This window comes from Pannonibacter sp. XCT-53 (genome assembly GCF_009915765.1).
Lineage (GTDB): Bacteria > Pseudomonadota > Alphaproteobacteria > Rhizobiales > Stappiaceae > Pannonibacter > Pannonibacter tanglangensis.
In genome coordinates, this window is record NZ_JAABLQ010000001.1 from 1,653,677 (window position 1) to 1,677,147 (window position 23,471).

23 protein-coding genes and 1 tRNA gene are annotated in these 23,471 nt (G+C 68.7%); 15 read left to right on the top strand and 9 right to left on the bottom strand.

All coding sequences use genetic code 11. The features are described 5' to 3' along the window. Positions 1–314 precede the first annotated feature (314 nt). Together GWI72_RS07430 and GWI72_RS07435 are read right to left on the bottom strand one after the other, a co-directional pair. Complete coding sequence (locus GWI72_RS07430) at positions 315–896, bottom strand: cold-shock protein (RefSeq protein ID WP_161708249.1); 582 nt, start codon at positions 894–896, stop codon at positions 315–317. A gap of 154 nt (positions 897–1,050) precedes the next feature. Then, positions 1,051–1,833 carry an SIR2 family NAD-dependent protein deacylase gene (locus GWI72_RS07435; RefSeq protein ID WP_161708250.1) on the bottom strand — a complete coding sequence of 261 codons (783 nt, stop codon included), beginning with the start codon at positions 1,831–1,833 and terminating at the stop codon, positions 1,051–1,053. Between the two features lie 90 nt (positions 1,834–1,923). On the opposite strand from GWI72_RS07435, the gene GWI72_RS07440 reads away from it, so the two are divergent. Next, complete coding sequence (locus GWI72_RS07440) at positions 1,924–2,364, top strand: VOC family protein (RefSeq protein WP_161708251.1); 441 nt, start codon at positions 1,924–1,926, stop codon at positions 2,362–2,364. 199 nt (positions 2,365–2,563) lie between these two features. Further along, a tRNA-Glu gene (locus GWI72_RS07445) sits at positions 2,564–2,638 on the top strand. A gap of 339 nt (positions 2,639–2,977) precedes the next feature. On the opposite strand, the gene hpaR is transcribed toward GWI72_RS07445, so the two are convergent. After that, positions 2,978–3,481: a homoprotocatechuate degradation operon regulator HpaR gene (gene hpaR, locus GWI72_RS07450; protein ID WP_161673397.1), complete on the bottom strand. Its 504-nt coding sequence runs from the start codon at positions 3,479–3,481 to the stop codon at positions 2,978–2,980. 137 nt (positions 3,482–3,618) lie between these two features. On the opposite strand from hpaR, the gene GWI72_RS07455 reads away from it, so the two are divergent. The 6 genes from GWI72_RS07455 to GWI72_RS07480 all read left to right on the top strand — a co-directional run bounded on the left by GWI72_RS07455 (position 3,619) and on the right by GWI72_RS07480 (position 10,298). Next, positions 3,619–4,020: a 5-carboxymethyl-2-hydroxymuconate isomerase gene (locus GWI72_RS07455; protein ID WP_161673399.1), complete on the top strand. Its 402-nt coding sequence runs from the start codon at positions 3,619–3,621 to the stop codon at positions 4,018–4,020. Further along, complete coding sequence (gene hpaE / locus GWI72_RS07460; protein WP_161708252.1) at positions 4,017–5,537, top strand: 5-carboxymethyl-2-hydroxymuconate semialdehyde dehydrogenase; 1,521 nt, start codon at positions 4,017–4,019, stop codon at positions 5,535–5,537. Before GWI72_RS07455 ends, hpaE begins: the two co-directional genes overlap by 4 nt. Positions 5,538–5,588: 51 nt before the next feature. After that, positions 5,589–6,569, top strand: coding sequence for a 3,4-dihydroxyphenylacetate 2,3-dioxygenase (gene hpaD / locus GWI72_RS07465; protein WP_161708253.1), 981 nt, complete (start codon positions 5,589–5,591; stop codon positions 6,567–6,569). Between the two features lie 12 nt (positions 6,570–6,581). Continuing rightward, positions 6,582–7,466 carry a fumarylacetoacetate hydrolase family protein gene (locus tag GWI72_RS07470; protein ID WP_161708254.1) on the top strand — a complete coding sequence of 295 codons (885 nt, stop codon included), beginning with the start codon at positions 6,582–6,584 and terminating at the stop codon, positions 7,464–7,466. After that, positions 7,466–8,269 carry a 2-oxo-hept-4-ene-1,7-dioate hydratase gene (gene hpaH, locus GWI72_RS07475; RefSeq protein WP_161673406.1) on the top strand — a complete coding sequence of 268 codons (804 nt, stop codon included), beginning with the start codon at positions 7,466–7,468 and terminating at the stop codon, positions 8,267–8,269. The genes GWI72_RS07470 and hpaH overlap by 1 nt, the downstream gene beginning before the upstream one ends. A gap of 424 nt (positions 8,270–8,693) precedes the next feature. Next, on the top strand, positions 8,694–10,298 hold the full coding sequence (locus GWI72_RS07480; protein WP_161708255.1) for a caspase family protein: 1,605 nt from the start codon (positions 8,694–8,696) through the stop codon (positions 10,296–10,298). A gap of 256 nt (positions 10,299–10,554) precedes the next feature. Here GWI72_RS07480 and GWI72_RS07485 read toward each other — a convergent pair whose 3' ends face one another. The 4 genes from GWI72_RS07485 to lhpI all read right to left on the bottom strand — a co-directional run bounded on the left by GWI72_RS07485 (position 10,555) and on the right by lhpI (position 15,137). Continuing rightward, the gene (locus GWI72_RS07485; RefSeq protein ID WP_161708256.1) at positions 10,555–12,540 is read right to left on the bottom strand and encodes an adenylate/guanylate cyclase domain-containing protein; all 1,986 of its coding nucleotides are present in this window, start codon (positions 12,538–12,540) and stop codon (positions 10,555–10,557) included. Continuing rightward, a complete protein-coding gene (locus GWI72_RS07490; RefSeq protein ID WP_208995670.1) occupies positions 12,537–13,253 on the bottom strand; it encodes a hypothetical protein in 717 nt (238 codons plus the stop codon). Before GWI72_RS07490 ends, GWI72_RS07485 begins: the two co-directional genes overlap by 4 nt. 227 nt (positions 13,254–13,480) lie before the next feature. Beyond that, positions 13,481–14,035: an SH3 domain-containing protein gene (locus tag GWI72_RS07495; protein ID WP_161673412.1), complete on the bottom strand. Its 555-nt coding sequence runs from the start codon at positions 14,033–14,035 to the stop codon at positions 13,481–13,483. A 139-nt stretch (positions 14,036–14,174) separates the two neighbouring features. Next, positions 14,175–15,137 carry a bifunctional Delta(1)-pyrroline-2-carboxylate/Delta(1)-piperideine-2-carboxylate reductase gene (gene lhpI / locus GWI72_RS07500; protein WP_161673414.1) on the bottom strand — a complete coding sequence of 321 codons (963 nt, stop codon included), beginning with the start codon at positions 15,135–15,137 and terminating at the stop codon, positions 14,175–14,177. A 176-nt stretch (positions 15,138–15,313) separates the two neighbouring features. Here lhpI and GWI72_RS07505 point away from each other — a divergent pair, with 176 nt between their 5' ends. The 3 genes from GWI72_RS07505 to GWI72_RS07515 all read left to right on the top strand — a co-directional run bounded on the left by GWI72_RS07505 (position 15,314) and on the right by GWI72_RS07515 (position 18,477). Then, positions 15,314–15,925, top strand: coding sequence for a pyridoxamine 5'-phosphate oxidase family protein (locus GWI72_RS07505; RefSeq protein ID WP_161708257.1), 612 nt, complete (start codon positions 15,314–15,316; stop codon positions 15,923–15,925). A 9-nt stretch (positions 15,926–15,934) separates the two neighbouring features. Continuing rightward, entirely contained in the window at positions 15,935–16,336 is a 402-nt protein-coding gene (locus GWI72_RS07510) for a DUF2306 domain-containing protein (protein WP_161708258.1), read from the top strand. A gap of 95 nt (positions 16,337–16,431) precedes the next feature. Further along, positions 16,432–18,477 (top strand): M3 family metallopeptidase, encoded by a 2,046-nt coding sequence (locus tag GWI72_RS07515; protein WP_161708259.1) that lies wholly within the window; start codon positions 16,432–16,434, stop codon positions 18,475–18,477. A 132-nt stretch (positions 18,478–18,609) separates the two neighbouring features. Here GWI72_RS07515 and cobT read toward each other — a convergent pair whose 3' ends face one another. Continuing rightward, positions 18,610–19,641, bottom strand: coding sequence for a nicotinate-nucleotide--dimethylbenzimidazole phosphoribosyltransferase (gene cobT, locus GWI72_RS07520; RefSeq protein ID WP_106752300.1), 1,032 nt, complete (start codon positions 19,639–19,641; stop codon positions 18,610–18,612). A 115-nt stretch (positions 19,642–19,756) separates the two neighbouring features. On the opposite strand from cobT, the gene GWI72_RS07525 reads away from it, so the two are divergent. From GWI72_RS07525 to GWI72_RS07535, 3 genes are all read left to right on the top strand, one after another. Further along, entirely contained in the window at positions 19,757–20,584 is an 828-nt protein-coding gene (locus tag GWI72_RS07525) for an adenosylcobinamide-GDP ribazoletransferase (protein WP_161673421.1), read from the top strand. A gap of 206 nt (positions 20,585–20,790) precedes the next feature. Next, positions 20,791–20,982, top strand: coding sequence for a DUF1289 domain-containing protein (locus tag GWI72_RS07530; RefSeq protein ID WP_161673423.1), 192 nt, complete (start codon positions 20,791–20,793; stop codon positions 20,980–20,982). A 5-nt stretch (positions 20,983–20,987) separates the two neighbouring features. Beyond that, entirely contained in the window at positions 20,988–21,692 is a 705-nt protein-coding gene (locus tag GWI72_RS07535) for a retropepsin-like aspartic protease family protein (RefSeq protein ID WP_161708260.1), read from the top strand. 6 nt (positions 21,693–21,698) lie between these two features. On the opposite strand, the gene GWI72_RS07540 is transcribed toward GWI72_RS07535, so the two are convergent. Continuing rightward, on the bottom strand, positions 21,699–22,553 hold the full coding sequence (locus GWI72_RS07540; protein WP_161708261.1) for a sulfite exporter TauE/SafE family protein: 855 nt from the start codon (positions 22,551–22,553) through the stop codon (positions 21,699–21,701). Positions 22,554–22,898: 345 nt separating this feature from the next. Here GWI72_RS07540 and GWI72_RS07545 point away from each other — a divergent pair, with 345 nt between their 5' ends. After that, positions 22,899–23,312 carry a DUF423 domain-containing protein gene (locus GWI72_RS07545; protein WP_161708262.1) on the top strand — a complete coding sequence of 138 codons (414 nt, stop codon included), beginning with the start codon at positions 22,899–22,901 and terminating at the stop codon, positions 23,310–23,312. The last annotated feature ends 159 nt before the right edge of the window (positions 23,313–23,471 follow it).

A 23,471-nucleotide genomic window follows, 5' to 3' on the forward strand; every position in this document is an offset into this window, starting at 1 on the left:
ACAAGATCGGACTGCAGAAGCGTGACGCCGACCTTCGGTCCGGTCGCCTTGGCGGTGCCGGAACGGGATGGGCAACACAGGCACGGCCCCTGCTGTCCTGCCCCGTGCCAGCCGGCGGGGCCGGCGCGGGACGCTGTCGTGAGACTCCTGAGCCGCCCTTCCCTCGCATCATCTCCCGGGCAGACCGCGGGACAGGGAAGCAAGACACGGGCAAGCCGGGGCCGTTGCCTGGCCGGACACGGCCAGACCTGAAGGTCCGGGCGCTGGCCCGGCCTCTTGTGATGATGGACGCGCGCCCGGCGCTGACCCGGCGGTCAGTGCGAGGCGGGAATGTGGGTTCCGGTGCCGACCGGACGGATCTCGGCCGCCATGCGCCCCTTGGGCCCCATGCCGAAGCGCACGAGCACGTCCTGGCCCGGGCGCAGCTCGGTGAGCCCGAAGCGGCGGAGCGTCTCCATGTGGATGAAGATGTCCTCGGAGCCCTCGCCCTGGGTCAGGAAGCCGAAGCCCTTGACCCGGTTGAACCACTTGACCGTTGCGCGCTCGAACCCCGTTTCGGGCACGACCTGCACATGGGTCCGGGACGGCGGGAGCTGCGAGGGATGCACGGCCGTCGATTCGTCCATCGACAGGATGCGGAAGGCCTGGAGCCCGCGCGGCTTGTCGAGCACCTCGCACACCACCCGGGCGCCTTCATAGGCGGTCTGGAAGCCGTCGCGGCGCAGGCACGTAACGTGAAGCAGGATGTCCGGCAGGCCGTTGTCGGGCACGATGAAACCGTAGCCCTTGGCGATGTCGAACCATTTGATGGTCCCCGCGACCTCGATCAGATCGACGGCGACATCATCCGCCATCGCCTCGATCAATCGGGGATCCTGTGCCGCTTTACCCCCCATCGTCAAACGCCCCATCCTTTACGCCGCCTCTCTCAGCTGGACGGTCGGTTTGCCGACTCACCGCCTCGCTGATTCCTAATAAAAGGATAACACCGGCAACCCCCTCCACCAGAGGATTTTGTTAACTAACCACAGCTCGGTCTGTTGCGGCGCATCAGCTCTCGCCAGAAAAAGCGGCAAATGTCGCAGCCAGCGGCGTTGCCATCAGGCAGCTGGCAAGATGATCCAGCGGCGTGGGGTCCCGATTTACGATCACGAGATCGGCCCCGGCCGCAACGGCGAGTTCCGGCAGGGTCGCCGCCGGGTGGACAGCTAGCGAGGACCCGAGCACCAGGAAGACGTCGGCCTGCCGGGCTGCCGCAACGGCGCGCGCCAGCTTGTCCTGCGGCATCGCCTCGCCGAAACTGACGACAGCGGCCTTGAGAAGACCGCCGCAGGCCGCGCAGCGCGGGCTTCGTCCGGCGGCCACCGCCTCCTGCTGCGCGGGTATCCCGGCCGGATGCCGGCAGTCGAGGCAATGGGCATAGGTGCCATTGCCATGCAGCTCGATCAGGGTCCCGGCCGCCTGCCCGGCGCGCTGGTGCAGGCCGTCGATGTTCTGCGTCACCACCAGCCCGATGCGCCCTTCCCCGGTCAGCCGCGCCAGCGCCCGGTGCGCCGCGTTCGGCGCCGCCGCCGTGAACTCGGCGTGAAACTGGAAGCGGCGGCGCCAGTCTTCCAGCCGCGCCGCCTTGTCTGTCACGAAGGCCTGGTATTGAATGGGGGCGTGGGTGGACCATATGCCTCCCGGCGACCGGTAATCGGGAATGCCCGACTCCGTGGACAGGCCCGCACCGGTCAGCACCACCACGCGCCCGTTCAGGGCAAACAGGTCGGCCAGCATGGCGCTGGCTTCCTTCACATCCTCGATTCGCCCCGCGCCGGATCGGCTTGTCATGGGTCTGCGGCCCTGTCCGTCTGTCGATGGGGCAGTTTCCGCCGTCCTGGCCCGACGATGCAAGCCCCGGCGCCAGCCCGGAAAGACAAGATGCGCTATCTGCACACGATGGTCCGCGTGACCAATGTCGATGAATCGCTTGATTTCTATTGCAACAAGATGGGCATGACCGAAGTGCGCCGCATGGAGCACCAGGCAGGCCGCTTCACGCTGATCTTCCTTGCGGCCCGCGAGGACGTCGAGAGCGGCCGCGCCCACGCCGCACCGCTGCTGGAGCTCACCTACAACTGGGATCCGGAGACCTACACCGGTGGCCGCAACTTCGGCCACCTCGCCTATGAGGTCGACGACATCTATGCCTTCTGCGCCGACCTGATGGCCAAGGGCGTGACCATCAACCGCCCGCCGCGCGACGGTCGCATGGCCTTCGTGAAGTCCCCGGACGGCATCTCCATCGAGCTGCTGCAGAAGGGCGAAGCCAAGGCACCGGCCGAGCCCTGGGCGTCGATGCCCAACACCGGCACCTGGTAAACCGACGAGACGCGGTCCGGCCGGAGGGTCATCCGGCCGGACCGAGGATTTCTGCGGGCGCTCAAGGGCCCGTGATGAATCTTTCGCGGGGCCGTCATCCAGCCTGTGGAAAACCATGCAAGATCCCTCTTGCGAGCTCCGCGCAATCTGCCTATAAGCCTCCTCACACGACGCGGCCCACACGGGCCGCACCGAGTAAGCGCCCATCGTCTAGCGGTCAGGACGTCGCCCTTTCACGGCGAAAACAGGGGTTCGATTCCCCTTGGGCGTACCACTCGCTTCCCGGCAGAGCCGGTTGCCTCCCAAACCAAAAGCCAAGTTGCAGCAAGCTGTTACACCAGCGTGTTGATGTTGTGCTGCATCTGGTCTCGTCACGCCCGAGACGGTGCGGAGGAGACGGCACGGGTCGTCTGGTCAGTGCTGCCCCGAGTTTCGCGTCTCAGCGCGGAGGCCGGCGAGGAGGACGCAGAGGAGTGAGGATCGCCCCGGTCCGCGCCAGTCCCCTGGCCGCAGCGGCAGCCGCGCCAGCGTGCCGGCATCGCCTGCCCCGGGCATGCGTCCGGACCAGCTCTCCAGTCCATCTCGGTCCGGGCGGGCCCGCTCTCGCGGACGATCAGTCTTCCGGCGGGGCTTCGGGCTGGCCCAGGTGCCCGATCAGCCGTTCGAGCCGATCCATGAGCTCATCCAGCTCCGGGCCGCCGCAGCGGTCCTCGAGCATGCGATAGATGGCCGCGCTTTCCGGGCTGATGCGGTCGATGAGCGCAAGCCCCTCGGGCGCGATCCGAACCAGCGTGCGGCGCCCGTCTTCCGTGTCCTTGCGCAGCAGGATCAGGCCGCGCCGCTCGAGCAACCGGATCATCCGGGTCAGGCTCGGCGCGAGAATCAGGGCGCGGGCCGCCAGCTGGGTTGCATCCAGCTCGCCGTCTTCCGCCAGCACGCGCATCACCCGCCACTGTTGCTCCGTCAGGTCGTGACGGGTCAGCATGGGCCGGAAATGGGCCATGACGCTTTCCCGCGCGCGCAGCAAGGCGATCGGGAGTGAACGGCGTGTTGCCCTGAGGTGGCCTGCGGCGCCTGTCCGCGACCCGTCGTCGTCTGTGCTTCCGTCCGGATTCATCAAGCCCTCTCGGCGGTTTGCCTTGTCCTTCGGACGCCGCGCGTCCGTCTCTCCTTGCGCGTCTCCCTGCCTATAAATCATTTGACGCCCCGGCGGATCTATATTTAACATGTTAAATACCAACAGGGATAACGCGCATGCCTCACCTCATCCTGCAGTACGGCGGCCCCGTTCCGGCGGCCGTCGACATGACGGCGGCCTGTCAGGCCCTCCATGCCGCCATGCTGGCCACCGGCCTGTTCGAGCTGGGGGCGATCCGTGTGCGGGCGCTGAAGGCGGATGCGGCGGCGATCGGTGACCTGCTGCCGGAGAATGCCTTCGTCGACCTCGTGCTGCGGATCGGTGTCGGGCGCAGCGCGGAGGAGAAGACGGCTGCCGGCGAGGCGATCTTCGCCGCGGCAGCCGCGGTCTTCTCCCCGCTTCTCAGCGGGGCCCACTTCGCCCTGTCCCTGGAGATTGTCGAGATCGATCCGGCCCTGAGCTGGAAGAGAAACACCATGCACCCGCGGCTGCGGACTGCCGGGAAGGAGCGTCCATGAGTGACCTGCAACAGAACCTTGCGCGCGCCGAGGGGTATCTTGCCCGCTTTGCCCGCGATGGCGTGCTGAACCACATCGGCGGCGTGTCGGGTCCGGCCGACAGCGGCGAGACTTTCGAGACGCGCTCTCCGGCCGATGGCCGGCTGCTGGCCAAGGTCGCCAGGGGCGGTGCCTCCGACATCGACAAGGCAGCCAGGGCGGCCAAGGCGGCGTTCAGGAGCTGGGCTGCCCTCTCCGGCGCCGACCGGCGCAAGATCCTGCACAGGATCGCCGACGGCATCGTTGCCCGCGCCGACGAGATTGCCTTCACCGAATGCATGGACACCGGCCAGGCGCTGCGCTTCATGTCGAAGGCAGCGCTGCGCGGAGCGGAAAACTTCCGCTTCTATGCCGACAAGGCCCCGGAAGCCCGCGACGGCCAGTCGATCCAGGCGCCGGGCCAGGTGAACATCACCACCCGCCATCCGATCGGACCGGTCGGCGTGATCACGCCTTGGAACACGCCCTTCATGCTGTCCACGTGGAAGATCGCACCGGCATTGGCTGCCGGCTGCACCGTCGTCCACAAGCCGGCCGAATTCTCGCCGCTGACCGCCCGTCTGCTGGTCGAGATCGCCGAGGAGGCCGGACTGCCGAAGGGCGTCTGGAACCTCGTCAACGGCTTCGGCGAGGACGCCGGCAAGGCGCTCACCATGCACCCGGACATCAAGGCCATCGCCTTTGTCGGTGAAAGCCGCACCGGCTCGATGATCATGCGCCAGGGCTCCGACACGCTGAAGCGCGTCCATTTCGAGCTTGGCGGCAAGAACCCGGTCGTCGTCTTCGCCGATGCCGATCTGGAGCGGGCAGCGGATGCCGCCGTCTTCATGATCTATTCGCTGAACGGCGAGCGCTGCACCTCCTCCTCCCGCCTCCTGGTGGAAGAAAGCATCCATGACGCCTTCGTCGCCAGGGTTGCCGAGAAGGCTGCCCGCATCAAGGTCGGCCACCCGCTCGATCCGCAGACGGTCATCGGCCCGCTGATCCACGAGGTGCACGAGAAGAAGGTTCTGTCCTACTTCGACATCGCCCGGGAAGACGGGGCCACCCTTGCCGTCGGCGGCCAGAAGCTCGGCGGCGAGTTCGCCGGCGGGCATTATGTTGCCCCCACCCTCTTCACCGGCGCGAACCAGTCCATGCGCATCGCGCAGGAGGAAATCTTCGGCCCGGTCCTGACCGCGATCCCGTTCAGGACCGAAGAGGAAGCCCTCGCGATTGCCAATGACGTCGAATACGGCCTCACCGGCTACATCTGGACCAATGACGTCACCCGCGCCTTCCGTTTCTCGGAGGGCCTGGAGGCGGGCATGATCTGGGTGAACTCGGAGAACGTCCGCCATCTGCCCACGCCCTTCGGCGGCGTCAAGAACTCCGGCATCGGCCGCGACGGCGGCGACTGGTCCTTCGATTTCTACATGGAAACCAAGAACATCGCCTTTGCCACAGTGGCCCATGCCATCCCCAAACTCGGCGGCTGACCCCGCTTACGCCCTGAACAGAACAGTCCGGACTGCCTCCGGGAGGACCCGATGCCCATTCCTGCGCCCAACCTGTACCCGCCCTTCAACATCGTGCGGCTCAGCCATGTGGAATTCACCGTTCGTGACCTTGCTGCCTCGCGTGCCTTCTACGTCGACACGCTCGGCCTGCAGGTGACCGACGAGACCGACAGCGAGATCTACCTGCGCGCCCTGGAAGAGCGCGGCCACCACTGCATCATCCTGAAGAAGGGCGAGAGCGCGCGCGCCAACGTGCTGGGCTTCAAGCTCTTTGACGAGGATGACCTTGCCAGGGCCGAGCGCTTCTTCAAGGCCAAAGGGTTGCCGGTGGAGTGGGTCGAGCGGCCCTACCAGTCGCGCACGCTGCGCACGCAGGATCCGCACGGCATTCCGCTGGAATTCTACACCCGCATGGACCGGCTGCCGCCGATCCATCAGCAATACGCCCTCTACAAGGGCGTGAAGCCGCTGCGCATCGACCACTTCAACTGCTTCAGCCCGAGCGTGGACGAGAGCGTTGCCTTCTACAACGAGATCGGCTTCCGGGTGACGGAATACACCGAGGACGAGGTCTCGAAGAAGCTCTGGGCCGCCTGGACGCACCGCAAGGGCGGCGTGCATGACATCGCCTTCACCAACGGCCGGGGCCCGCGCCTGCACCACACCGCCTTCTGGGTGCCGACGCCGCTCAACATCATCGACCTGCTCGACCTGATGGCCACCACCGGCTATCTCGCCAACATCGAGCGCGGCCCGGGCCGGCATGGCATTTCCAACGCCTTCTTCCTCTACATCCGCGACCCGGATGGCCACCGCATCGAGATCTACTGCTCCGACTACCAGACGGTCGATCCGGATCTGGAGCCGATCAAGTGGGACCTGAAGGACCCGCAGCGCCAGACGCTCTGGGGGGCGCCCGCGCCGAAGTCCTGGTTCGAGGAAGGCAGCCTCTTTGCCGGCGTCGAGCCCGTTGCCGCCACGCTGGACGCCCAGCCGATCGTGGCCCCGTGAGGAGATGACGCCATGACCATCGCCCTGCCCTCTCCCCGCCTCGTCGGCTTTCACAAGGATGGCCAGCGCCGCTACGGTCTGGTCAACGGCGATGGTGTCGTCGACCTCAGCGCCCGGTTCGGGGCCCGCTGGCCGACCCTCAGCCGCGTGCTCGCCGACGGCGCGCTGTCCCGGCTGGTTGACGAGGCAGCCGGCCTGCCGGCGGACCTCGCTCTCGACGGTCTCAGCTTCGACCTCCCCGTCACCGACGCAGACAAGTACATCTGCGTCGGCGTCAACTTCCCCGACCGCAACGAGGAGTACAAGGACGGCCAGGCCGCACCGTCGAATCCGTCCCTGTTCGTGCGCTTCTCCTCGTCCTTCACCGGCCACACCGCGCCGCTGATCCGCCCGCCGGAATCGCATCAGCTCGACTACGAGGGCGAGATCGTCATCGTCATCGGCAAGCCGGGCCGCCGGATCGCCGAGAGGGATGCCCTGTCCCACATCGCCGGCCTCAGCCTTGCCAACGAAGGTACGCTGCGCGACTGGGTCCGCCACGCCAAGTTCAACGTGACGCAGGGCAAGAACTTCGACCGCTCCGGGTCGCTTGGCCCCTGGTTCGTGCCCTTCACCAGCGAGGCGCAGATTGCCGACATCGCGCTGGAGACCCGGGTGAACGGCGAGCTGCGCCAGTCGGACCGCACCAGCCGCATGATCTTCTCCTTCCGCAAGATCATCGCCTACATCTCGACTTTCGCCACGCTGCTGCCGGGCGATGTCATCCTGACCGGGACGCCGACCGGCGCCGGCGCACGTTTCGATCCGCCGATCTGGCTGAAGCCGGGCGATGTGATCGAGGTCAGCGCGGACGGGCTCGGAACCCTGACCAACCCTGTTGCCGACGAGGTGATCTGATGCTGAGTGCCGCCGAAATCGACGCCGCCGCCGCTGCCCTCGATGAGGCCGAGCGGACCCGGGTGCAGACCGGGCTCCTGTCCCTGAAGCATCCCGGCATGACCATGGACGACGCCTACGCGGTCCAGGCCGCCTGGGTGAAGCGCAAGCTGGCGGCCGGGCGCAAGGTGACCGGCTGGAAGATCGGCCTCACCTCCAAGGCGATGCAATATGCGCTCAACATCGACATCCCGGATTCGGGCGTGCTGTTCGACGACATGGCCTTCGAGGACGGCTCGGTCATCCCCGAGGACCGTTTCATCCAGCCGCGCATCGAGGCGGAGATCGCCTTCATCCTGAAGGCCCCGCTGAAGGGACCGGATGTCACCGTCTTCGACGTGCTGAACGCGACCGACTACATCACGCCCTCGCTGGAAATCCTCGACACGCGCATCGTCCGGGTCGATCCTCAGACGAAGCAGACCCGCACCATCGTCGACACGATTTCCGACAACGCCGCCAATGCCGGCTACGTGCTGGGTGGCCGGCCGATGCGGCCCGATGCGGTCGACATGCGCTGGATGGGGGCGATTGTCTCGCGGAATGGCGAGGTCGAGGAAACCGGCCTCGGCGCCGGCGTTCTCAACAACCCGGCCCGCGGCATCGCGTGGCTTGCCAACCGTCTGGCCCAGTATGGCATGGGCCTGTCGGCGGGAGAGGTGGTGCTCGCCGGATCCTTCATCCGTCCGGTCGAGGCCCCGCACGGCGCGTCGATCCATGCCGACTTCGGTCCGTTTGGCAGCGTGAGTTGCCATTTCCGCTGAAAAGCCGCGCCTCGTGATGTGCACGACGGACAGGCCGTATCATCTGACCGATGATGCGGCCTGTGACTGCTGACAAACCTGCTCACAGTCATCCCGGCCCAGCTGAGCGTGAGCGAAGCGCCGAGCCGGGATCCAGATATCAGCCGCGCGAAGCGCGACACACCTGCCGGTCGCAAGACGTATCGAGTTGACTTGGTTTTGGGCTCGCTTGCGCTCGCACAGACGTCCTGGATTCCGGATCTGCGGTTCGCTGGGCGCTCACCTTGTCCGGAATGACGGCAAACTTTCGAAACTCCGAAATTTGTCAGTCGTCTGAGACCGTATCATCTGACCGATGATGCGGCCTTCTTGTATGATGGGGCCCCGCATGGCAGAAAAAGGCATGCCATCGCGTTCGCCCGCCCATGCCCGGAGGAGGCAAGACATGATTGCGCGCGCCCTCGCCGTCCTCATCCTGCTGGTCGCCGGCGCCTCGCCCGCGCTGGCCAAGCGGGTTGCCCTCGTCATGGGCAACGGTGCCTATGCCCATGCGGTGCCGCTTCCCAATCCGGCCAATGATGCTCGCGCGATGACCGCCAAGCTCCGGGAGCTCGGCTTCGAGGTGGTCGCAGGCTACGATCTCGACTATGCCGCCATGCGCCGGACCGTGGCCGATTTCGCCCGGCAGGCCCGGGGGGCGGAGATTGCCCTGCTCTTCTATGCCGGTCACGGCATGCAGGTGGGCGGCGTCAATTACCTGATCCCGATCGACGCCAAGTTTGCCGACGAGACCGCGCTCGACTTCGAGACCATCTCGGCCGACTTCGTGCTGCGCCAGATGTCGAATGACGTGAAGGTGCGCATGGTGTTCCTCGACGCCTGCCGCGACAATCCGCTGGCGCGGACGCTTGCCCGCAGCATGAGCCCCAGCCGCTCGGCCGCCGTCGGCCTTGGTCTTGCCGAGATCAAGATGGAGGACAGCGGCGCGGAGGGTTCGGTCATTGCCTTTGCCACCTCGCCCGGTGACGTGGCGCTGGATGGGGCGGGCTCCAATTCGCCCTTCACCACCGCCCTGCTGCGCCATCTCGATGCGCCCGACACCCCGATCCAGAACGTGATGACCCGCGTCACCGGCGACGTGTATCGCGACACCGGCGAGCGGCAGCGGCCCTGGGTCAATGCCTCGCTGATCGGTGAGGTCTATCTGAACCGCTCCACCGGGACCGCTGCGGTTGCCGCGACGCCGGAGCAGGCGCCTGCGGCCGTCTCCGGCAGCGTTCCGGCCGCCGCCAGCCAGATCGCCTGGGAAAAGGAAAAGGCGCTGTGGGATGCGGCGCAGGCCGCCGGCACCGCCGGCGACTACGCCGCCTATCTTGCCGCCTATCCGGGTGGCACCTTCGCCGAGGTCGCCCGCAACCAGATCAATCGCCTGTCGGGCAGCACCTCCGTGGCCGAGACGACCCGCACGGAGACGCCCGCAGCCCCGGCCGAGACCGCCGCCGCGGCAGCGTCTGCACCAGCAGCAGGGACCGCTCTGGTAGCGGATCCGGCGGCAGATCAGGCGGCGGGCGGTGAGGCCGAGGTGGAGGTCGCAGCCCTCGGCGACGGCAACAGCGCCCCGCGCAAGGCCCCGGCGGCCGAGGCGGGTGGCGACGATCAGGCCTGGAGCCAGACGCGCCGCCGCGAGGTCCAGTTCCGGCTCAATCTGGCCGGATATGACGTCGGCCGACCGGACGGCGCCTTCGGCACCCGAACCCGCGCCGGCATTCGCGCCTGGCAGGAAGCGCAAGGCGAGATCCCGACCGGAACCCTCACGGACGCCCAGTACGCGATGCTCGTGGAGGAGACCGAGGAGGCATTTCTGGCCGCGACCGAACGGTTCAGGGTTGAGCAGGGCGAGCGCCGCGATGCCCGCAGTGCCCCGCGCCAGCTGCCTGACCAGGGCGCGCCCCTGCCGCCGGCAGAAGACGGTGCCGGCATCGGCGCGGATGGCGCGGCCTTCATCGGCGGCGTGATCGGCGGCGTGCTGGGCGGTGCGCTCGGGCGCTGACCATCCCCTCCGGACCCGCCGGCCGACCGCACGGGCAGGCCGGAGCCAGCCAGGTGTCTCGCGTGCAGCGGCAACACCCTGCTGCAGCGTCTGTCGCCGCGCGGGGCCCAGGCGAGAGCGGGTCCTGACGCCGTTCCGCGCAGCCAACGACAGCCAGCCAACGACGGCCAGCGAACGACGGCCAGCGAACGCTTCCCAATGACCATCTGAAGGGCGCCCCACCGAGGGCGGTCGCCTGACGGGGAACGCCTGACGGCTAGCGGGCCCCGGGCTGCAGGCGCGCGCGTGCGGCGGGCACCAGACCTGCCGCGTCGCTCGTCGGGTCCCTGTCCTCGGGCTCCGCGTCCTCGGGCACCAGCGACAGCGCCGGGCCAGACCCGTCGAGCCACAGCCTGCCGTCGTCGAGCGTGTGGACCACCGTTTCCGTGCTGAGGCCGCGCAGCTGGCCGCGCCACAGCAGCCGCTGCGCCCAGTCGGCCGGCAAGGCCTCGGCCACCGGTCCGGTGAAGGCCAGACGGACGCCGGCTTCCTTGGCAATGCCCTCGATCCGGCTTGCGGTGTTGACGGTCGTGCCCATGACGGTGAAGGAGCGGCGGGTCTCGCCGCCGATGTCGCCCACCAGCGCCGGACCGGCGTTGAGCGCGATGCGCAGGTCCAGCCCGGCCTGCCCGGTGCGGCGGCGCAGCTCCGGCAGCAGGTCGATGACGGCCAGCGCGCAGCCGACGGCGCGCGCCTCCGGGTCGGTCACATCGTTCGGGGCATTCCAGACCGCCATCACCGCGTCGCCGATGTACTTGTCGATGTAGCCTTCCGAGCGGGTGATCTCGGTGCCGATGGCATCGAAGACGGTGTTGACCACCTTGACCACCTCCCGGTCTGGCAGGCGTTCGGACATGCGGGTGAAGCCGACGATGTCGATGAAGGCGACGACCACCTTGCGCGTCTCGCCGCCAAGGTCGGAGAGGCGCTCCTCCTCGGCCATGGTCCGGATCACCTGCGGCGACAGGTAATGACCGAACAGGCGGACCAGCTCGCGCTCGCGCCGTTTCAGCACGGCCACCTGGGCGACACCGGCGACCATCAATGCAATGAACCCGGCCGTCGGTGCTGCGCCTGCGGGAAGCGTCCAGCCGGCCATCAGCACCCCGAAGGCGAGGCCAAAGCCGGTTGCCAGCAGTCCGAGCACCACAAGCGGCAGCACCGGCAGCGGCAGCGACAGGCCGGCCAGCGCGCCGACCAGCGCAAACACCACGATCAGACCTCCGACCAGCGCCAGCGGCGCTTCCGCAACCGTCCGGTCGACGAGGGGCGACCCGATCAGGTCGGCCAGGATGAACACGCCGCTCGTGGCGGTGCGCACCGGAGGACGGCCGGAGGCCCCCTCGATCTCTCCGGCAGGCGTCTCGCGCGGCAGGAAACGGTCGAGATACAGGTGCTCGTCCTCGTTGGGCAGGGTCGAGCCGAACAGGATGACGCGGCCGCTTGCGAACTCGCGCAGCCGCTCGGCCCCGTCCGGCCGGTCCATCAGGTCCAGCACGTCCAGCAGCGACAGATAGGGAATGGAGGTGGCCAGCCGCGCACCGGGCATCGGCATGTAGGTCGTGGTGACCTCTGCCCCGGCCAGCCCGAGCATGGTGTCGACGAAGGCGGGCGAGGTGTTCAGCGGCAGCTGCGGCTGATGCCGCCGCACCACGCCGTCGTTGTCGGTGAGGATTTCGGTCGAGCGCACGCCCTCGCTGCCGGCGGCTGCCGAGATCGAGCGGTGGGGCACGCCGGTCGAGGTGCGGGCGACCACGACGCGGCCGCGGTTCTCGTAGAGGAAGCGCAGGAACAGCCGGTCATAGCCGCGCAGGCGCGCTTCCCCGGTCTGCGGATCGGCAAAGGCATCGGCGGAAAAGGCAAAGACGAAATCGAGGCCGATTGCGGTGGCGCCGGCCTCGAACAGGGCATCTCCGGCCTTGGCAAAGGCCTGGGACATGAACACGCGCGGGATGGCCTCGAGCCGGCGGGACGACAGCGACGCCTGGTCGAGACCGACAACGGCGACCGGAAAGCGGTCCTGCGGCAGCTCGGTGACCATGGCGCGCACCTGCAGCAGCCGGTCGCCGATCCAGCCCTCCCAGAGCGCCCGGATCGCGCCCACGCCAGCCAAGACACCGGCGATGACCGCGATGACAATCACCGCGGCCTTCAGACGCCGGCGCTCACTGGCTGCGGACGCGGCCCGCGCGGCTTCGCTCATTTCACGACGACAACCGCCGTTTCCCGGCCCACTTCAAGCGGATCCAGCGTAAACTGGCGCACTTCCGCCTCGCCGGTCCCGGCCCGCGGCTTGAACACCAGCTCGATCGGCACGCCATTGGCATCGGTGGTCTTGCCGGCCATCGCCGCCGCCAGGTCCGGCATCTCGGCCAGAACCTTGTCGTCGAGCTTGTACTCCTGCGGCGCGCCGCCATCGACGGACACGAAGACGCTGTCGTAGCGCTCCTTCAGGTCGTCGCCGAAGCGCAGCATCAACGAGGCCGCCACCTTGTTCTCCGGAATGAGGCCGCGCATGGTCACGGCAAGGCCCTTGCCGCCGTCGGTCCCGGCGTTGCTCGCCTCCTGCTTCAGGCAGTTGCCCGGCCGCAGCTCCTTTTCCTCGCCTTCGGCAACGACCAGGCCACCGCTGGTGGCGGTGACGCTGCCGCCGGTGATGCGGACCTCGCGGCAGGCGGTGTAATCCAGCAGGTCGACGTGCCCGCCGGTGCCCAGCGCGATCTCGTCGCCCGGCATCAGCTCGGCAAAGGCGGTGGCGTTCACGCCTTCCGAACGGTCCAGAACCATCGCGACCGGATCAGCGGCAAGCGCAGCCGTCGCGGTTCCGGCGGTGAGCGCCGTCAGGACGGCAAGCCTGCGAAAAGCCAGCGCCCCACATCCGGCAAGGTCATGGATAGTCCAGGTCTGACGGGCCATGTCATGCTCCTCAAGCGTGTGTGCGGGGCCGATGCGCTCGACCCCCGGATCGAATCTTTGTGTCAGCGCAACCCTAGACGCAAAACGGTTCCGAACTGTGGCGGCAATCACATGACTTGTTGGTTTTTGAGGGGCAGGCCTGCCGCAATCCTGCCTGCCACGTCCACGCCGGCAGAGAGAAGGCCCGACCTGGGTCGGGCCTTCCGGTGTCGCGCAGGGAGCCGGGATCAGCGGTAGGATTCCCCGCCGCTCTGCGGCTGGTAGGGCTCCGACCCCTGGAACTCCGGACCCGGGATCGACGGCTGCGGGTCGCGGTAGCCCTCGCGCGGACGTCCCGGTTCCGGACGATAGGGTTCCGGCCGGTACGGCTCCGGCCGATAGACCGGCGGGCGGTACTCGGGCGGACGGTAATGCGGCGGGCGGTACACCGGCGGACGATAGACCGGTGGGCGATAGACGGGCGGCCGATAGACCGGCGGCGGCACGATCACGACCGGAGGCGGGACAATGACCGCCGGGGGCGGCAGGTAGCCGCCGCTCACGGGCGCAAGGAAGCGGCCGCTGACGAAGCCGCGATACCCGGCATAGAAGACGGAGCACCAGGAATTGCAGGCCCCGACCTCGACCAGCGCCCCGCGCGGAATGACGAGGATCGGCGGATAGGCCGTTCCCGGCCCCGTCCGCATGTTGAGATCGGCGGTCGACTGGGCCGTCCAGGCCAGCGCCGCGCCGGAGCCGAGAAGACCACCGAGCAGAACAGCATTAAATAAAAGCTTGCGCATTTCACCACCTGGGTCGGACGGGGTGAGGGATAAAGGTCGCCTTGAAATCCATGACGCCGGAAATCAAAGAAAACAAGACCGCAAAGGGAGGGCCTTTGCTTGACGTCTGTTTCACGCAAGCTACGCAGCCATTAGGGCGTCATTGTGTCTGAGCCTTCGCAGCCGTGCTTGCCTCAAAGGCCAGGATCGCCCCGGCCAGATCCTCGAGCGCCGCGCCGACCGACTTGAACAGCGTGATCTCGGCGGCCGTCTGCCGTCCCGGTGCCAGGCCGCGCGTGAGGTCGTAGAGGTCTCCGGCGATCGCCTCGGCGCTGAGCACGCCGGAGGCCAGCGGCAGGGCGATGTCACCGCCCTCCTTCATCGCGCCGGCCCGGGTGTCGACATGGACGCGCGCGCGGCGGATGGCGGTGTCGTCGCTCTCGCGCATGGTCGGCTTGTAGGCCCCGACGAGATCGACGTGACAGCCCTCCGCCAGCCACTCGCCTAGCACCAGCGGGGTTTGCGACATGGTGGCAGCACTGACGATGTCGGCCCGGCGGACAGCGCCCTCCAGATCGGTGGTGGCCAGCGCCTCGCAGCCGAGCGTGGCGCGCAGGTCTGCGGCAACGGCTTCGGCGGCCTCGGCCCGGCGGCCCCAGACGGTGACCTTGCGGATGGGTCGGACCTGACTGTGCGCCTCGGCCAGCGCCCGTGACAGGCTGCCGGTGCCGACGATGACGAGATGGCCCGCATCGCGGCGCGCCAGATAGTCGGCTGCCAGCGCCGAGGCGGCCGCCGTGCGGCGCGCCGTCAGGACGGCCCCGTCCAGCAGGGCAAGCCCCGCGCCCGTCGTGGCATCGGACAGCATGTACTGGCCGGAGATCGACGGCAGGCCGCGCGTGACATTGCCGGGGAAGACCGAGACGAGCTTGACGCCCATGTAGCGGCCGGGCACCCAGGCGGGCATGAGCAGCAGCGTGGCATCCGGCTCGCCGGGGACGGCCACGGTGTGATGGTGGCGCAGCGGCATCTCGCAGCCGGAGCGGAACATGTCCCTGAGCGCCTCGATCAGGGCCGGATAGGGCAAGGCCTCCGCCGTCTCGACTGCATTCATCACCCGCATGTGTCTCTCCTCCCGGGCCTTCTCGGCGGCCCTTGCACCCGGCTTCGGGCCGGCGTCGTCCCGCGCACCCTAGACCACGCCGACCCGTTTTCAAGAGCCGGGCCCGAAGTTTGCGCTGGTGCAACGCGGCTGGCGGACTTAACCTCCTGCCTGTCGTCTCCAGCCCGGATCCTCCCATGACCATCCTGACCAGCGTCGAGCAGCTCGAAGCGCTCTATGGCGTGCCCGGCCCGACCTCGACGGTGAAGGAAAGCCCCCGGCTGACGCCGCTCTACCGCAGGATGATCGAGGCCGCGCCCTTCTGCGCGCTCGCGACCAGCGGACCGGAGGGGCTCGACTGTTCGCCGCGGGGGGACAAGGGCATGTGTGTCGTCATCGAGAATGACACCACGCTGATCATGCCGGACCGGCGCGGCAACAACCGCATCGATTCGCTGCGCAACATCGTGCGTGACCCGCGCGTTGCGCTGATGTTCCTGATCCCCGGCTCCGGCAACGCGCTGCGCGTCAACGGCAAGGCCGTCGTCAGTGTCGATCCGCTCCTGCTGGCCCGCCTTGCGATGGAGGGCAAGGAACCGCGTTCGGCCATCATCATCACCATCGACACCGTCTATTTCCAGTGTGCCCGTGCCATCCTCCGCGCCGGGCTGTGGGACGAGGCAGCGAAGGTCGACCCGGCGACGTTGCCCACCGCCGGCGACATCCTTGCCGACCTGTCGAATGGCACGATTGGCGGCAAGCCTTACGACGAGGAATGGCCAACCCGCGCAGCCGCGTCCATGTGGTGAGGTCCCCCCATGACCCTTGAGCCTCTGCTGGCCGCCGGCCCCATCGTCTACACCCACGCCTTTGCCGCCATCGCTGCGGCCGTGCTCGGGGTCATCCAGGTCGCCGCACCCAAGGGCACGCTGCCGCACCGGAGCCTCGGCTACGTCTGGGCCGGCCTGATGGTCTGGACCGCGGGGTCCAGCCTGTTCATCCACGGCATCCGCATGATCGGCCCCTTCAGCCCGATCCACATCCTGTCGGTGGTCACCCTGATCGGAGTGCCGATGGCCGTGTGGGCCGCCCGGCGCGGCGAGATCCGGCGCCATGCCAAGGCCATGAAGGGCTACATGATCTGGGCCGTGCTGGTGGCGGGGATCTTTACCTTCTATCCCGGCCGCCTGATGTACCAGGTGGTGTTCGGCCCCGACTGAACTGGCCGCCGGCCGGCGCCGGCCCCATATCCTCCGGGAGACCGGCCCAAGCGGCCCTCCCCGACCCGAGTTTCCGACGCAAGGTGTCCCGATCCATGTCCGACAATCCGCTGCTCTCCACCTGGTCCACGCCCTTCGGCCTTCCGCCCTTTGCCGACATCCGGCCTGCCGACTATGTGGCGGCCTTCGACACGGCCATGGCCGAGGCCCGGGCCGAGATCGACGCCATCGCCGGACAGGCCGACGCGCCGACCTTCGACAACACGATCCGCGCCCTGGAGACGAGCGGCGAGGCACTGACCAGGGTCTCGCGGACGTTCTACAATCTCACCGGTGCGCACACGAACCCGGAGCTGCAGGCGATCGAGCGCGAGATGGCGCCGAAGCTCGCCCGGCACGGCTCTGAAACGCTCCTGAACCCGAAGCTCGCCGCGCGCGTGTTTGCGCTTTGGGACCAGCGCGCCGGGCTTGACCTCACCCCGGAACAGGCCCGGGTGCTGGAGCGCTACCAGCTGATGTTCACCCGCGCCGGGGCCGGCCTCGACGCGGCGGCCAAGACCCGCATGGCCGAGATCAGCCAGCGGCTGGCGACCCTTGGCACCCAGTTTGCGCAGAACGTGCTGAAGGACGAATCCGACTATCAGCTCGTGCTGGAGACCGAGGCGGACCGCGCCGGCCTGCCGGACTTCCTGCTCGCGGCCGCCGCAGCCGCCGCGAAGGAGCGCGGGCTGGACGGCAAGCATGTCATCACCCTGTCGCGCTCCTCGATCGAGCCCTTCCTGCAGTTCTCCACCAACCGCGCCTTGCGCGAGGAGGCGTTCAAGGCCTGGTCCGCGCGTGGCGAGGCCGAGGGTCCGACCGACAACCGCGGCGTCATTGCCGAGACGCTGGCCCTCAGGGCCGAACGCGCCCGCCTGCTCGGCTATCCGAGCTACGCCGCCTACAAGCTTGATGATGCCATGGCCAGGACGCCGGATGCGGTGCGTGCGCTGCTCACCCGCGTCTGGGGCCCGGCCGTGGAGCGCGCGCGCGAGGAGGCCGAAAAGCTCGCCGAGGTCGCCCGGGCGGAAGGCAACAACGCCGCCATCGCCCCCTGGGACTGGCGCCACTATGCCGAGAAGGTCCGCAAGCGCGACCACGACCTCGATGAAACCGAGCTGAAGCCCTATCTGCGGCTGGACAAGATCATCGAGGCCGCCTTCGACACCGCGACCCGCCTGTTCGGCCTGCGCTTTGAGGAAAAGCACGGGCTGCCCGTCTATCATCCGGACGTGCGCGTCTTCGAGGTGAGCGATGCCCGGGGCAATCACGTCGGCCTGTTCCTCGGCGACTATTTTGCCCGCCCCTCCAAGCGCTCCGGCGCCTGGATGAGCGCCTTCCGCGCGCAGCACAAGCTCGATGGCGAGGTCCGCCCGATCATCGTCAACGTGATGAATTTCTCGAAGGGCGCGGACGACGAACCGGCGCTCCTCACCTTCGATGACGCCCGCACCCTGTTCCACGAATTCGGTCACGGCCTGCACGGGCTCCTGTCCGACGTCACCTATCCGATGATCTCCGGCACCAGCGTGGCGCGGGACTTCGTCGAGCTGCCCTCGCAGCTCTACGAGCACTGGCTGAGCCAGCCGGAGGTGCTGTCGCGCTTTGCCGTGCATTACAAGACGGGAGAGCCGATGCCGAAGGCCCTGCTCGACAAGGTGCTCGGCGCGCGCAACTTCAACCAGGGTTTCGCCACGGTCGAATACACGGCCTGCGCGCTGATCGACCTCGCCCTGCACGAGATGCCGGATCCGTCCGGCCTCGACGTGACCGCCTATGAGGCGTCAGCCCTCAAGGATCTCGGCATGCCGTCGGAGATCACCATGCGCCACCGGCTGCCGCATTTCGCCCATGCCTTTGCGGGCGAAGGCTATTCGTCCGGCTACTACAGCTACATGTGGTCGGAGGTGATGGACGCGGACGCCTTCAGCGCCTTCGAGGAAACCGGCAACGTGTTCGATCCGGCGACGGCGGAGAAGCTCTACCGCCACATCTATTCCGCCGGCGGCCGCCAGGACCCGGACGCCGCCTACAAGGCCTTCCGTGGCCGGGGCCCGGACATCAACGCCCTTCTGGAAAAGCGCGGCCTCAAGGCCGCGTGAGCTTGAAACCTCGTCCTCTCCGGAGTCCTCCCGGCCAGGCGCAGCGCCGAGCCGGGACCGGACGGGCGGGGCCTCTCGCTTTCGATGAGTGAAACCCGGAGAGACCTCGGCTCTCCGGTCCCGGGTCTCCGCTCAGCCGGCGTCCTTGCCCGACACGCCGGCCGAGGCGAAGGTCGCCATGCCGGCATGCACGCTGGCGGCGGCCTTGACGATGCCGGCAGCGAGTGCCGCACCAGTGCCCTCGCCGAGACGCATGCCGAAATCGAACAGCGCGGTCTTGTTCATGGCGGCAAGGGCCCGGCGGTGCGCCGGCTCGGCCGAGACATGGCCGAACAGGCAGTGGTCGAGCGCGCCCGGGTCCATCTTGTAGAGCACGGCCGCGGCCGCCGTGGTGACGAAACCGTCGACGATGACCGGCGTGCGCTGCAGACGCGCGGCGAGGATGGCGCCGGCCATGGCGGCAATCTCGCGCCCGCCGACCTTGCGCAGCACTTCCAGCGGATCATTCGCGGCGCTGCCGAGCCGGGCGACGGCCTTTTCCACGGCGACGCGCTTGCGCTCCAGGCCCGCGGTGTCCACGCCGGTCCCCGGTCCGACCCAGTCGGCCGCCGTGCCGCCGAAGAGACCGTTGAACACGGCCGCGGCGATGGTGGTGTTGCCGATGCCCATCTCGCCGAGGCAGAGCAGGTCGGTGCCGCCGGCCACCGCTTCCATGCCATAGGCCATGGTGGCGGCGCAGTTGGGCTCGTCCAGCGCGTCCTCGTCGTCGATGGACGGTGTCGGCATGTCGATGGCGAGATCGAAGACCTTGAGGCCCAGGTCATTGGCGATGCAGATCTGGTTGATCGCCGCCCCGCCGGCGGCAAAGTTCTCCAGCATCTGCCGGGTCACGCTCTGCGGGAAGGCGGAGACGCCCTTGTCGGCGATGCCGTGATTGGTGGCAAAGATCGCGACCAGCGGCCGGGTGATCTTCGGCGGCGCCTTGCCAGACCAGGCCGCGAGCCACTCAGCGATCTCTTCCAGCTTGCCGAGCGAGCCGGCCGGCTTGGTCAGTTCGGCGTCGCGGGCCCGCACGGCAGCAACGGCCGCCTCATCCGGTCCGGGCATCTGAGCGACCAGATTGCGGATGTCGTCAAACGGCAGGGCAGATTCGGAAAGGGACATCGGGGCGGGGCTCCGGAGGGGCTGGAAACAGGTGCGGTCGGCCGAGTGGCGGCGCCGGGTCAGCCGTTCTATAACCCTCGACGGACAAAAGACAACCAGGACAGGCGACAGTTCCATGCAGCAGAACGACACGGGCGGAGGCTTCCCCGTCCCCCCGGCTCTGGCGCGGCTTGCCGCCGAGACGGCCGCCTGCCTGCGCTTCTTCACCCGCCTGCCCGTGCCGCGGCTCGGTCCGCTGGACGATCCCTCGGCGCTTCCCGACTTTGCCGTGATCGCCCGCGCCATGCCGCTGGCGGGCGCCGTGCTGGCCACCGGCCCGGCCCTGCTCTGGCTGGTGCTGCAGCTGACCGCCCTGCCGCCGTTGGCCAGCGCGGCGCTGGTCGTGGCCGCGCTCGTTGCCCTCACCGGGGCGCTGCACGAGGACGGCCTCGGTGACATCGCCGACGGGTTCTTCGGTGGCGCGACGCGCGAGCGACGGCTGGAGATCATGAAGGACAGCCGTATCGGCGCCTTTGCCGCCATCGCGCTGGCGCTGTCGCTGATCCTGAAGGTGGCGCTGCTCGCCGTGCTGCCGGACCGCTTTGGCCTTGCCGGGAGTGCGCTGCTGCTGGTGGCGACGGAGGCGCTGTCGCGCGGACTGGCGCTCTGGCAATGGGCGGTGCTGCCGGCTGCAAGGCCCGACGGGCTCGCCGCCCGCTTCGGCGTTCCCGGCCGGGGCCTGGCACTGCGTGGCAATCTGCTGGCCGGGCTCGTGCTGCTGCCGCTCGTCTGGGTCGTGCCGCTCACGGGCCTGGCGCTCGGGCTTGTGGCGGCCGCCCTGGTGGCGCATGCTGCCGGGCGGCTGGCGTTTGCAAAGATCGGCGGCTTCACCGGCGACGTGATCGGCGCCGTGCAGCAGCTTGCGGCGCTGGCCTTCCTCATCGGAGTGCTCATGCTGCCATGATGATGCGTCAGGCGATGTCTTTCAGCTGCAAAAGAGGACCGGGGCGCTTTGCCGCCGCCAGTCCGGGCCGTGCCGTCGCCGTCCTGCCCGCCCGCCACCGGCTGGCCGTCCCCTTCCCCTTCACGCTGGTTCCAGCCCCCATCCAGCTCGTGGCCGGCGGGCGCTGACAGCGCCCTGCCCCTTGCGTTTCGACCGGAGCCCCCTACATGCCCGATATGGAAAGCCCCTGCGTCCGCATCTGCATCATGGATCCGACCCTCGGCCTGTGTCAGGGCTGCGGCCGGACGCTCGCCGAGATCGCGACCTGGGGCAGCCTGACTGCGGAGGCGCGACGCGCCATCATGGCCGGCCTGCCGCAGCGCCTCGCGGGGCTTGCGCCCCGGCAGTCGACGGGATGACACCCATGCAGTTCTTTCGCGGCCTGCTCATCGGGGCGCTGGTGCTCGCCATGGCCGGCGGCGTGCTTGCCTATTTCACGGATGTTGCCGCCATCGACACCACGTTCGAGGGCTCCGACGAGGCCCCGCGCATCGTTGCCCTGTCGGCGATTGCCTTCGTGATCCTGGCGAGCCTGATCGTTGGCCCGCCGCGGCTGCGCGAGGTGCTGCGGGCGACGGCGGCCTGGGGCAGCCTCGCGGTGGTGCTGATCGTCGGCTATGCCTACCGCTTTGAACTGGCCACCGTCGGGTACCGGGTGCTCGGGGCGCTGGCCCCCGGACTGGCCGTCAGCCAGGCGGACGGCAGCGTCCTGGTGGTGCGCGATCCGAGCGGCCATTTCCAGATCAAGGGGGACGTCAACGGCACGCCGGTCCGCTTTCTGGTGGACACCGGGGCCTCTGCCGTCGTCCTGACCCGCGAGGACGCCCGGCGCAGCGGCATCGACGTGGACAGCCTGTCCTTCACCGTGCCGGTCTCCACGGCCAATGGCCGCACGATGGTGGCGCCCACCCGGATCGACGACCTGCGCCTGGCCGACATCCGGCTCGGGGACGTGCGCACCTTCGTGGCGCAGGAAGGCAGCCTCGAGACCAGCCTGCTCGGCATGTCCGCCCTCTCCCGGCTGAGCAGCTGGACCGTGGAAGGCGACCGGCTGGTCCTCAACCGCTGAGGGACCTCACTCGAACAGGCTGAGGCCGAAGCGGATCGCCACGATCAGCAGGAAGATGCCGAAGCCGAGCTCGAGCCGCCGCTTGGGCCAGGCATGCGCCAGCCGGACGCCGATCGGCGCGGTCAGGGTGGTGATCGGCATGATCAGCAACACGCCCAGCAGGTTGACATAGCCGAGGGAAAAGGCCGGCAAGCCCGGGGCGTTCCAGCCGGCCCACATCATGCCGAGCACGCCGGGCACGGAGATCAGTGCCCCGACGCCGGCCGATGTCGCGACTGCCTGATGGATCGGGCGGCCATAGAGCGTCATGAAGGTGTTGTTCATCACCCCGCCGCCAATGCCCATCAGGGTCGCCAGGAACCCGATGACCACGCCGCAGAGCGGCCGGATCGGAAACCCGGGAATGTCGGTGCCCAGCCGCCAGCTGTCGCGGTTGAAGAACATGCGCAGGCTGACGAGCAGCGCGATGCCGGCAAAGATGCCCTTCAGACCGTCTCCGGAGACATGGGCCGCGACCAGCGAGGCGAGGACGACCCCGAGCGGCAGCGGCACGAGCCAGCTTTTCAGCAGCGCCTCGTCAACGGCCCCGCGGGCCCGGTGGCCCAGATAGGAGCGCACCGACGTCGGCACGATGATGCCGAGCGACGTGGCCACCGCCACATGCATCCGCACGCTTTCATCGACCTCGAGCAGCACGAGGAACTGGTAGAGCACGGGGACAAGCACCGCACCGCCGCCAATGCCGAACAGCCCGGCCAGCAGCCCGGCAATGGCGCCTGCCGCCAGCAGGGCCACAACAAGGCCGAGGATCTCGACCGAAAACAGGTCAGGCGCAAGGCCGGGCAGAAGGTCGGACAGCATGGGAAAACCTCGGGCGGGTCCCGGCCGGCTGGCGCCCCGCAGCGGACGGGCTCGCGTCAAAGGGGGCGGCCTGGCGGGCGTCTGGGCGGGCGGCTGGGCGGGCGGGCGTCGGAACTGGCGGGCGGTGGGACAGAGGACAGGGCGGCGGGCCGGACCTGCCCGGCGATCCTTGCTGCCACAGGCGACCAGGCTTGTCACGCGGCTTGCCACCTCTGACCTAGCGTCAGGTGCCGGCGGCATGGTCCTTGCGACGGTTTGCCTCTCCCGCCCGGGCCAACATGCGCTAAAGTCCGCCTCGACCTGCCGGCCGCTCCCGGCCCGGCCCCTCCTGCGGACCCGCATTGCATGATCAGGCTTTCTTCTCCCGCGCAGCCGTCGGCTGCGACCTCGCCCCTGTTTCGCGCCGGACTGGCGCTTGGCGGGCTTGCGGGCGCGCTTGGCGTTGCCCTGTCGGCGCTCGCCGCCCATCTGGATGGCACCGGGCTCCTGTCGACGGCGGCCGAGATGCTGCTCTTCCATGCACCGGCCTTTCTGGCGCTGGCCGCGCTGGCGCAGGTGCGCAAGGTGCCGCTCCTGCCCCTGACCCTGGGGCTGCTGGCGCTCGGGCTGCTGCTCTTTGCCGGCGATCTGGTCAGCCGGGCCTTCCGCGATGCGCGGCTCTTCCCGATGGCCGCACCGACCGGGGGGATGCTGCTGATCGTCGGCTGGGCATCGGCGGCGCTGTCGGCGCTGGTGGTGCGGCCCCGCGCGGACCCGTGAGCAGGAAGGCCCTGCGTCCCTGACCGGACGCCGAGGAAGGCCCGGCGTCCGGCGTCGGCTTCGGGCGTCGTCTTCCTGCCCTGACCTAGGGGCGTGGCGGCCCGGCCACAGGGGCCCGGCAACCGTGACAATCCCGCCTGCGAAAGGCATATTGTTGCG

What these genes read in the sequence shown, in the direction of transcription:
- GWI72_RS07430 (WP_161708249.1), bottom strand. Translation starts at nt 896, where the DNA reads ATGGGGGGTAAAGCGGCACAGGATCCCCGATTGATCGAGGCGATGGCG.
- GWI72_RS07435 (WP_161708250.1), bottom strand. Translation starts at nt 1,833, where the DNA reads ATGACAAGCCGATCCGGCGCGGGGCGAATCGAGGATGTGAAGGAAGCC.
- GWI72_RS07440 (WP_161708251.1), top strand. Translation starts at nt 1,924, where the DNA reads ATGCGCTATCTGCACACGATGGTCCGCGTGACCAATGTCGATGAATCG.
- hpaR (WP_161673397.1), bottom strand. Translation starts at nt 3,481, where the DNA reads ATGAATCCGGACGGAAGCACAGACGACGACGGGTCGCGGACAGGCGCC.
- GWI72_RS07455 (WP_161673399.1), top strand. Translation starts at nt 3,619, where the DNA reads ATGCCTCACCTCATCCTGCAGTACGGCGGCCCCGTTCCGGCGGCCGTC.
- hpaE (WP_161708252.1), top strand. Translation starts at nt 4,017, where the DNA reads ATGAGTGACCTGCAACAGAACCTTGCGCGCGCCGAGGGGTATCTTGCC.
- hpaD (WP_161708253.1), top strand. Translation starts at nt 5,589, where the DNA reads ATGCCCATTCCTGCGCCCAACCTGTACCCGCCCTTCAACATCGTGCGG.
- GWI72_RS07470 (WP_161708254.1), top strand. Translation starts at nt 6,582, where the DNA reads ATGACCATCGCCCTGCCCTCTCCCCGCCTCGTCGGCTTTCACAAGGAT.
- hpaH (WP_161673406.1), top strand. Translation starts at nt 7,466, where the DNA reads ATGCTGAGTGCCGCCGAAATCGACGCCGCCGCCGCTGCCCTCGATGAG.
- GWI72_RS07480 (WP_161708255.1), top strand. Translation starts at nt 8,694, where the DNA reads ATGATTGCGCGCGCCCTCGCCGTCCTCATCCTGCTGGTCGCCGGCGCC.
- GWI72_RS07485 (WP_161708256.1), bottom strand. Translation starts at nt 12,540, where the DNA reads ATGAGCGAAGCCGCGCGGGCCGCGTCCGCAGCCAGTGAGCGCCGGCGT.
- GWI72_RS07490 (WP_208995670.1), bottom strand. Translation starts at nt 13,253, where the DNA reads ATGGCCCGTCAGACCTGGACTATCCATGACCTTGCCGGATGTGGGGCG.
- GWI72_RS07495 (WP_161673412.1), bottom strand. Translation starts at nt 14,035, where the DNA reads ATGCGCAAGCTTTTATTTAATGCTGTTCTGCTCGGTGGTCTTCTCGGC.
- lhpI (WP_161673414.1), bottom strand. Translation starts at nt 15,137, where the DNA reads ATGCGGGTGATGAATGCAGTCGAGACGGCGGAGGCCTTGCCCTATCCG.
- GWI72_RS07505 (WP_161708257.1), top strand. Translation starts at nt 15,314, where the DNA reads ATGACCATCCTGACCAGCGTCGAGCAGCTCGAAGCGCTCTATGGCGTG.
- GWI72_RS07510 (WP_161708258.1), top strand. Translation starts at nt 15,935, where the DNA reads ATGACCCTTGAGCCTCTGCTGGCCGCCGGCCCCATCGTCTACACCCAC.
- GWI72_RS07515 (WP_161708259.1), top strand. Translation starts at nt 16,432, where the DNA reads ATGTCCGACAATCCGCTGCTCTCCACCTGGTCCACGCCCTTCGGCCTT.
- cobT (WP_106752300.1), bottom strand. Translation starts at nt 19,641, where the DNA reads ATGTCCCTTTCCGAATCTGCCCTGCCGTTTGACGACATCCGCAATCTG.
- GWI72_RS07525 (WP_161673421.1), top strand. Translation starts at nt 19,757, where the DNA reads ATGCAGCAGAACGACACGGGCGGAGGCTTCCCCGTCCCCCCGGCTCTG.
- GWI72_RS07530 (WP_161673423.1), top strand. Translation starts at nt 20,791, where the DNA reads ATGCCCGATATGGAAAGCCCCTGCGTCCGCATCTGCATCATGGATCCG.
- GWI72_RS07535 (WP_161708260.1), top strand. Translation starts at nt 20,988, where the DNA reads ATGCAGTTCTTTCGCGGCCTGCTCATCGGGGCGCTGGTGCTCGCCATG.
- GWI72_RS07540 (WP_161708261.1), bottom strand. Translation starts at nt 22,553, where the DNA reads ATGCTGTCCGACCTTCTGCCCGGCCTTGCGCCTGACCTGTTTTCGGTC.
- GWI72_RS07545 (WP_161708262.1), top strand. Translation starts at nt 22,899, where the DNA reads ATGATCAGGCTTTCTTCTCCCGCGCAGCCGTCGGCTGCGACCTCGCCC.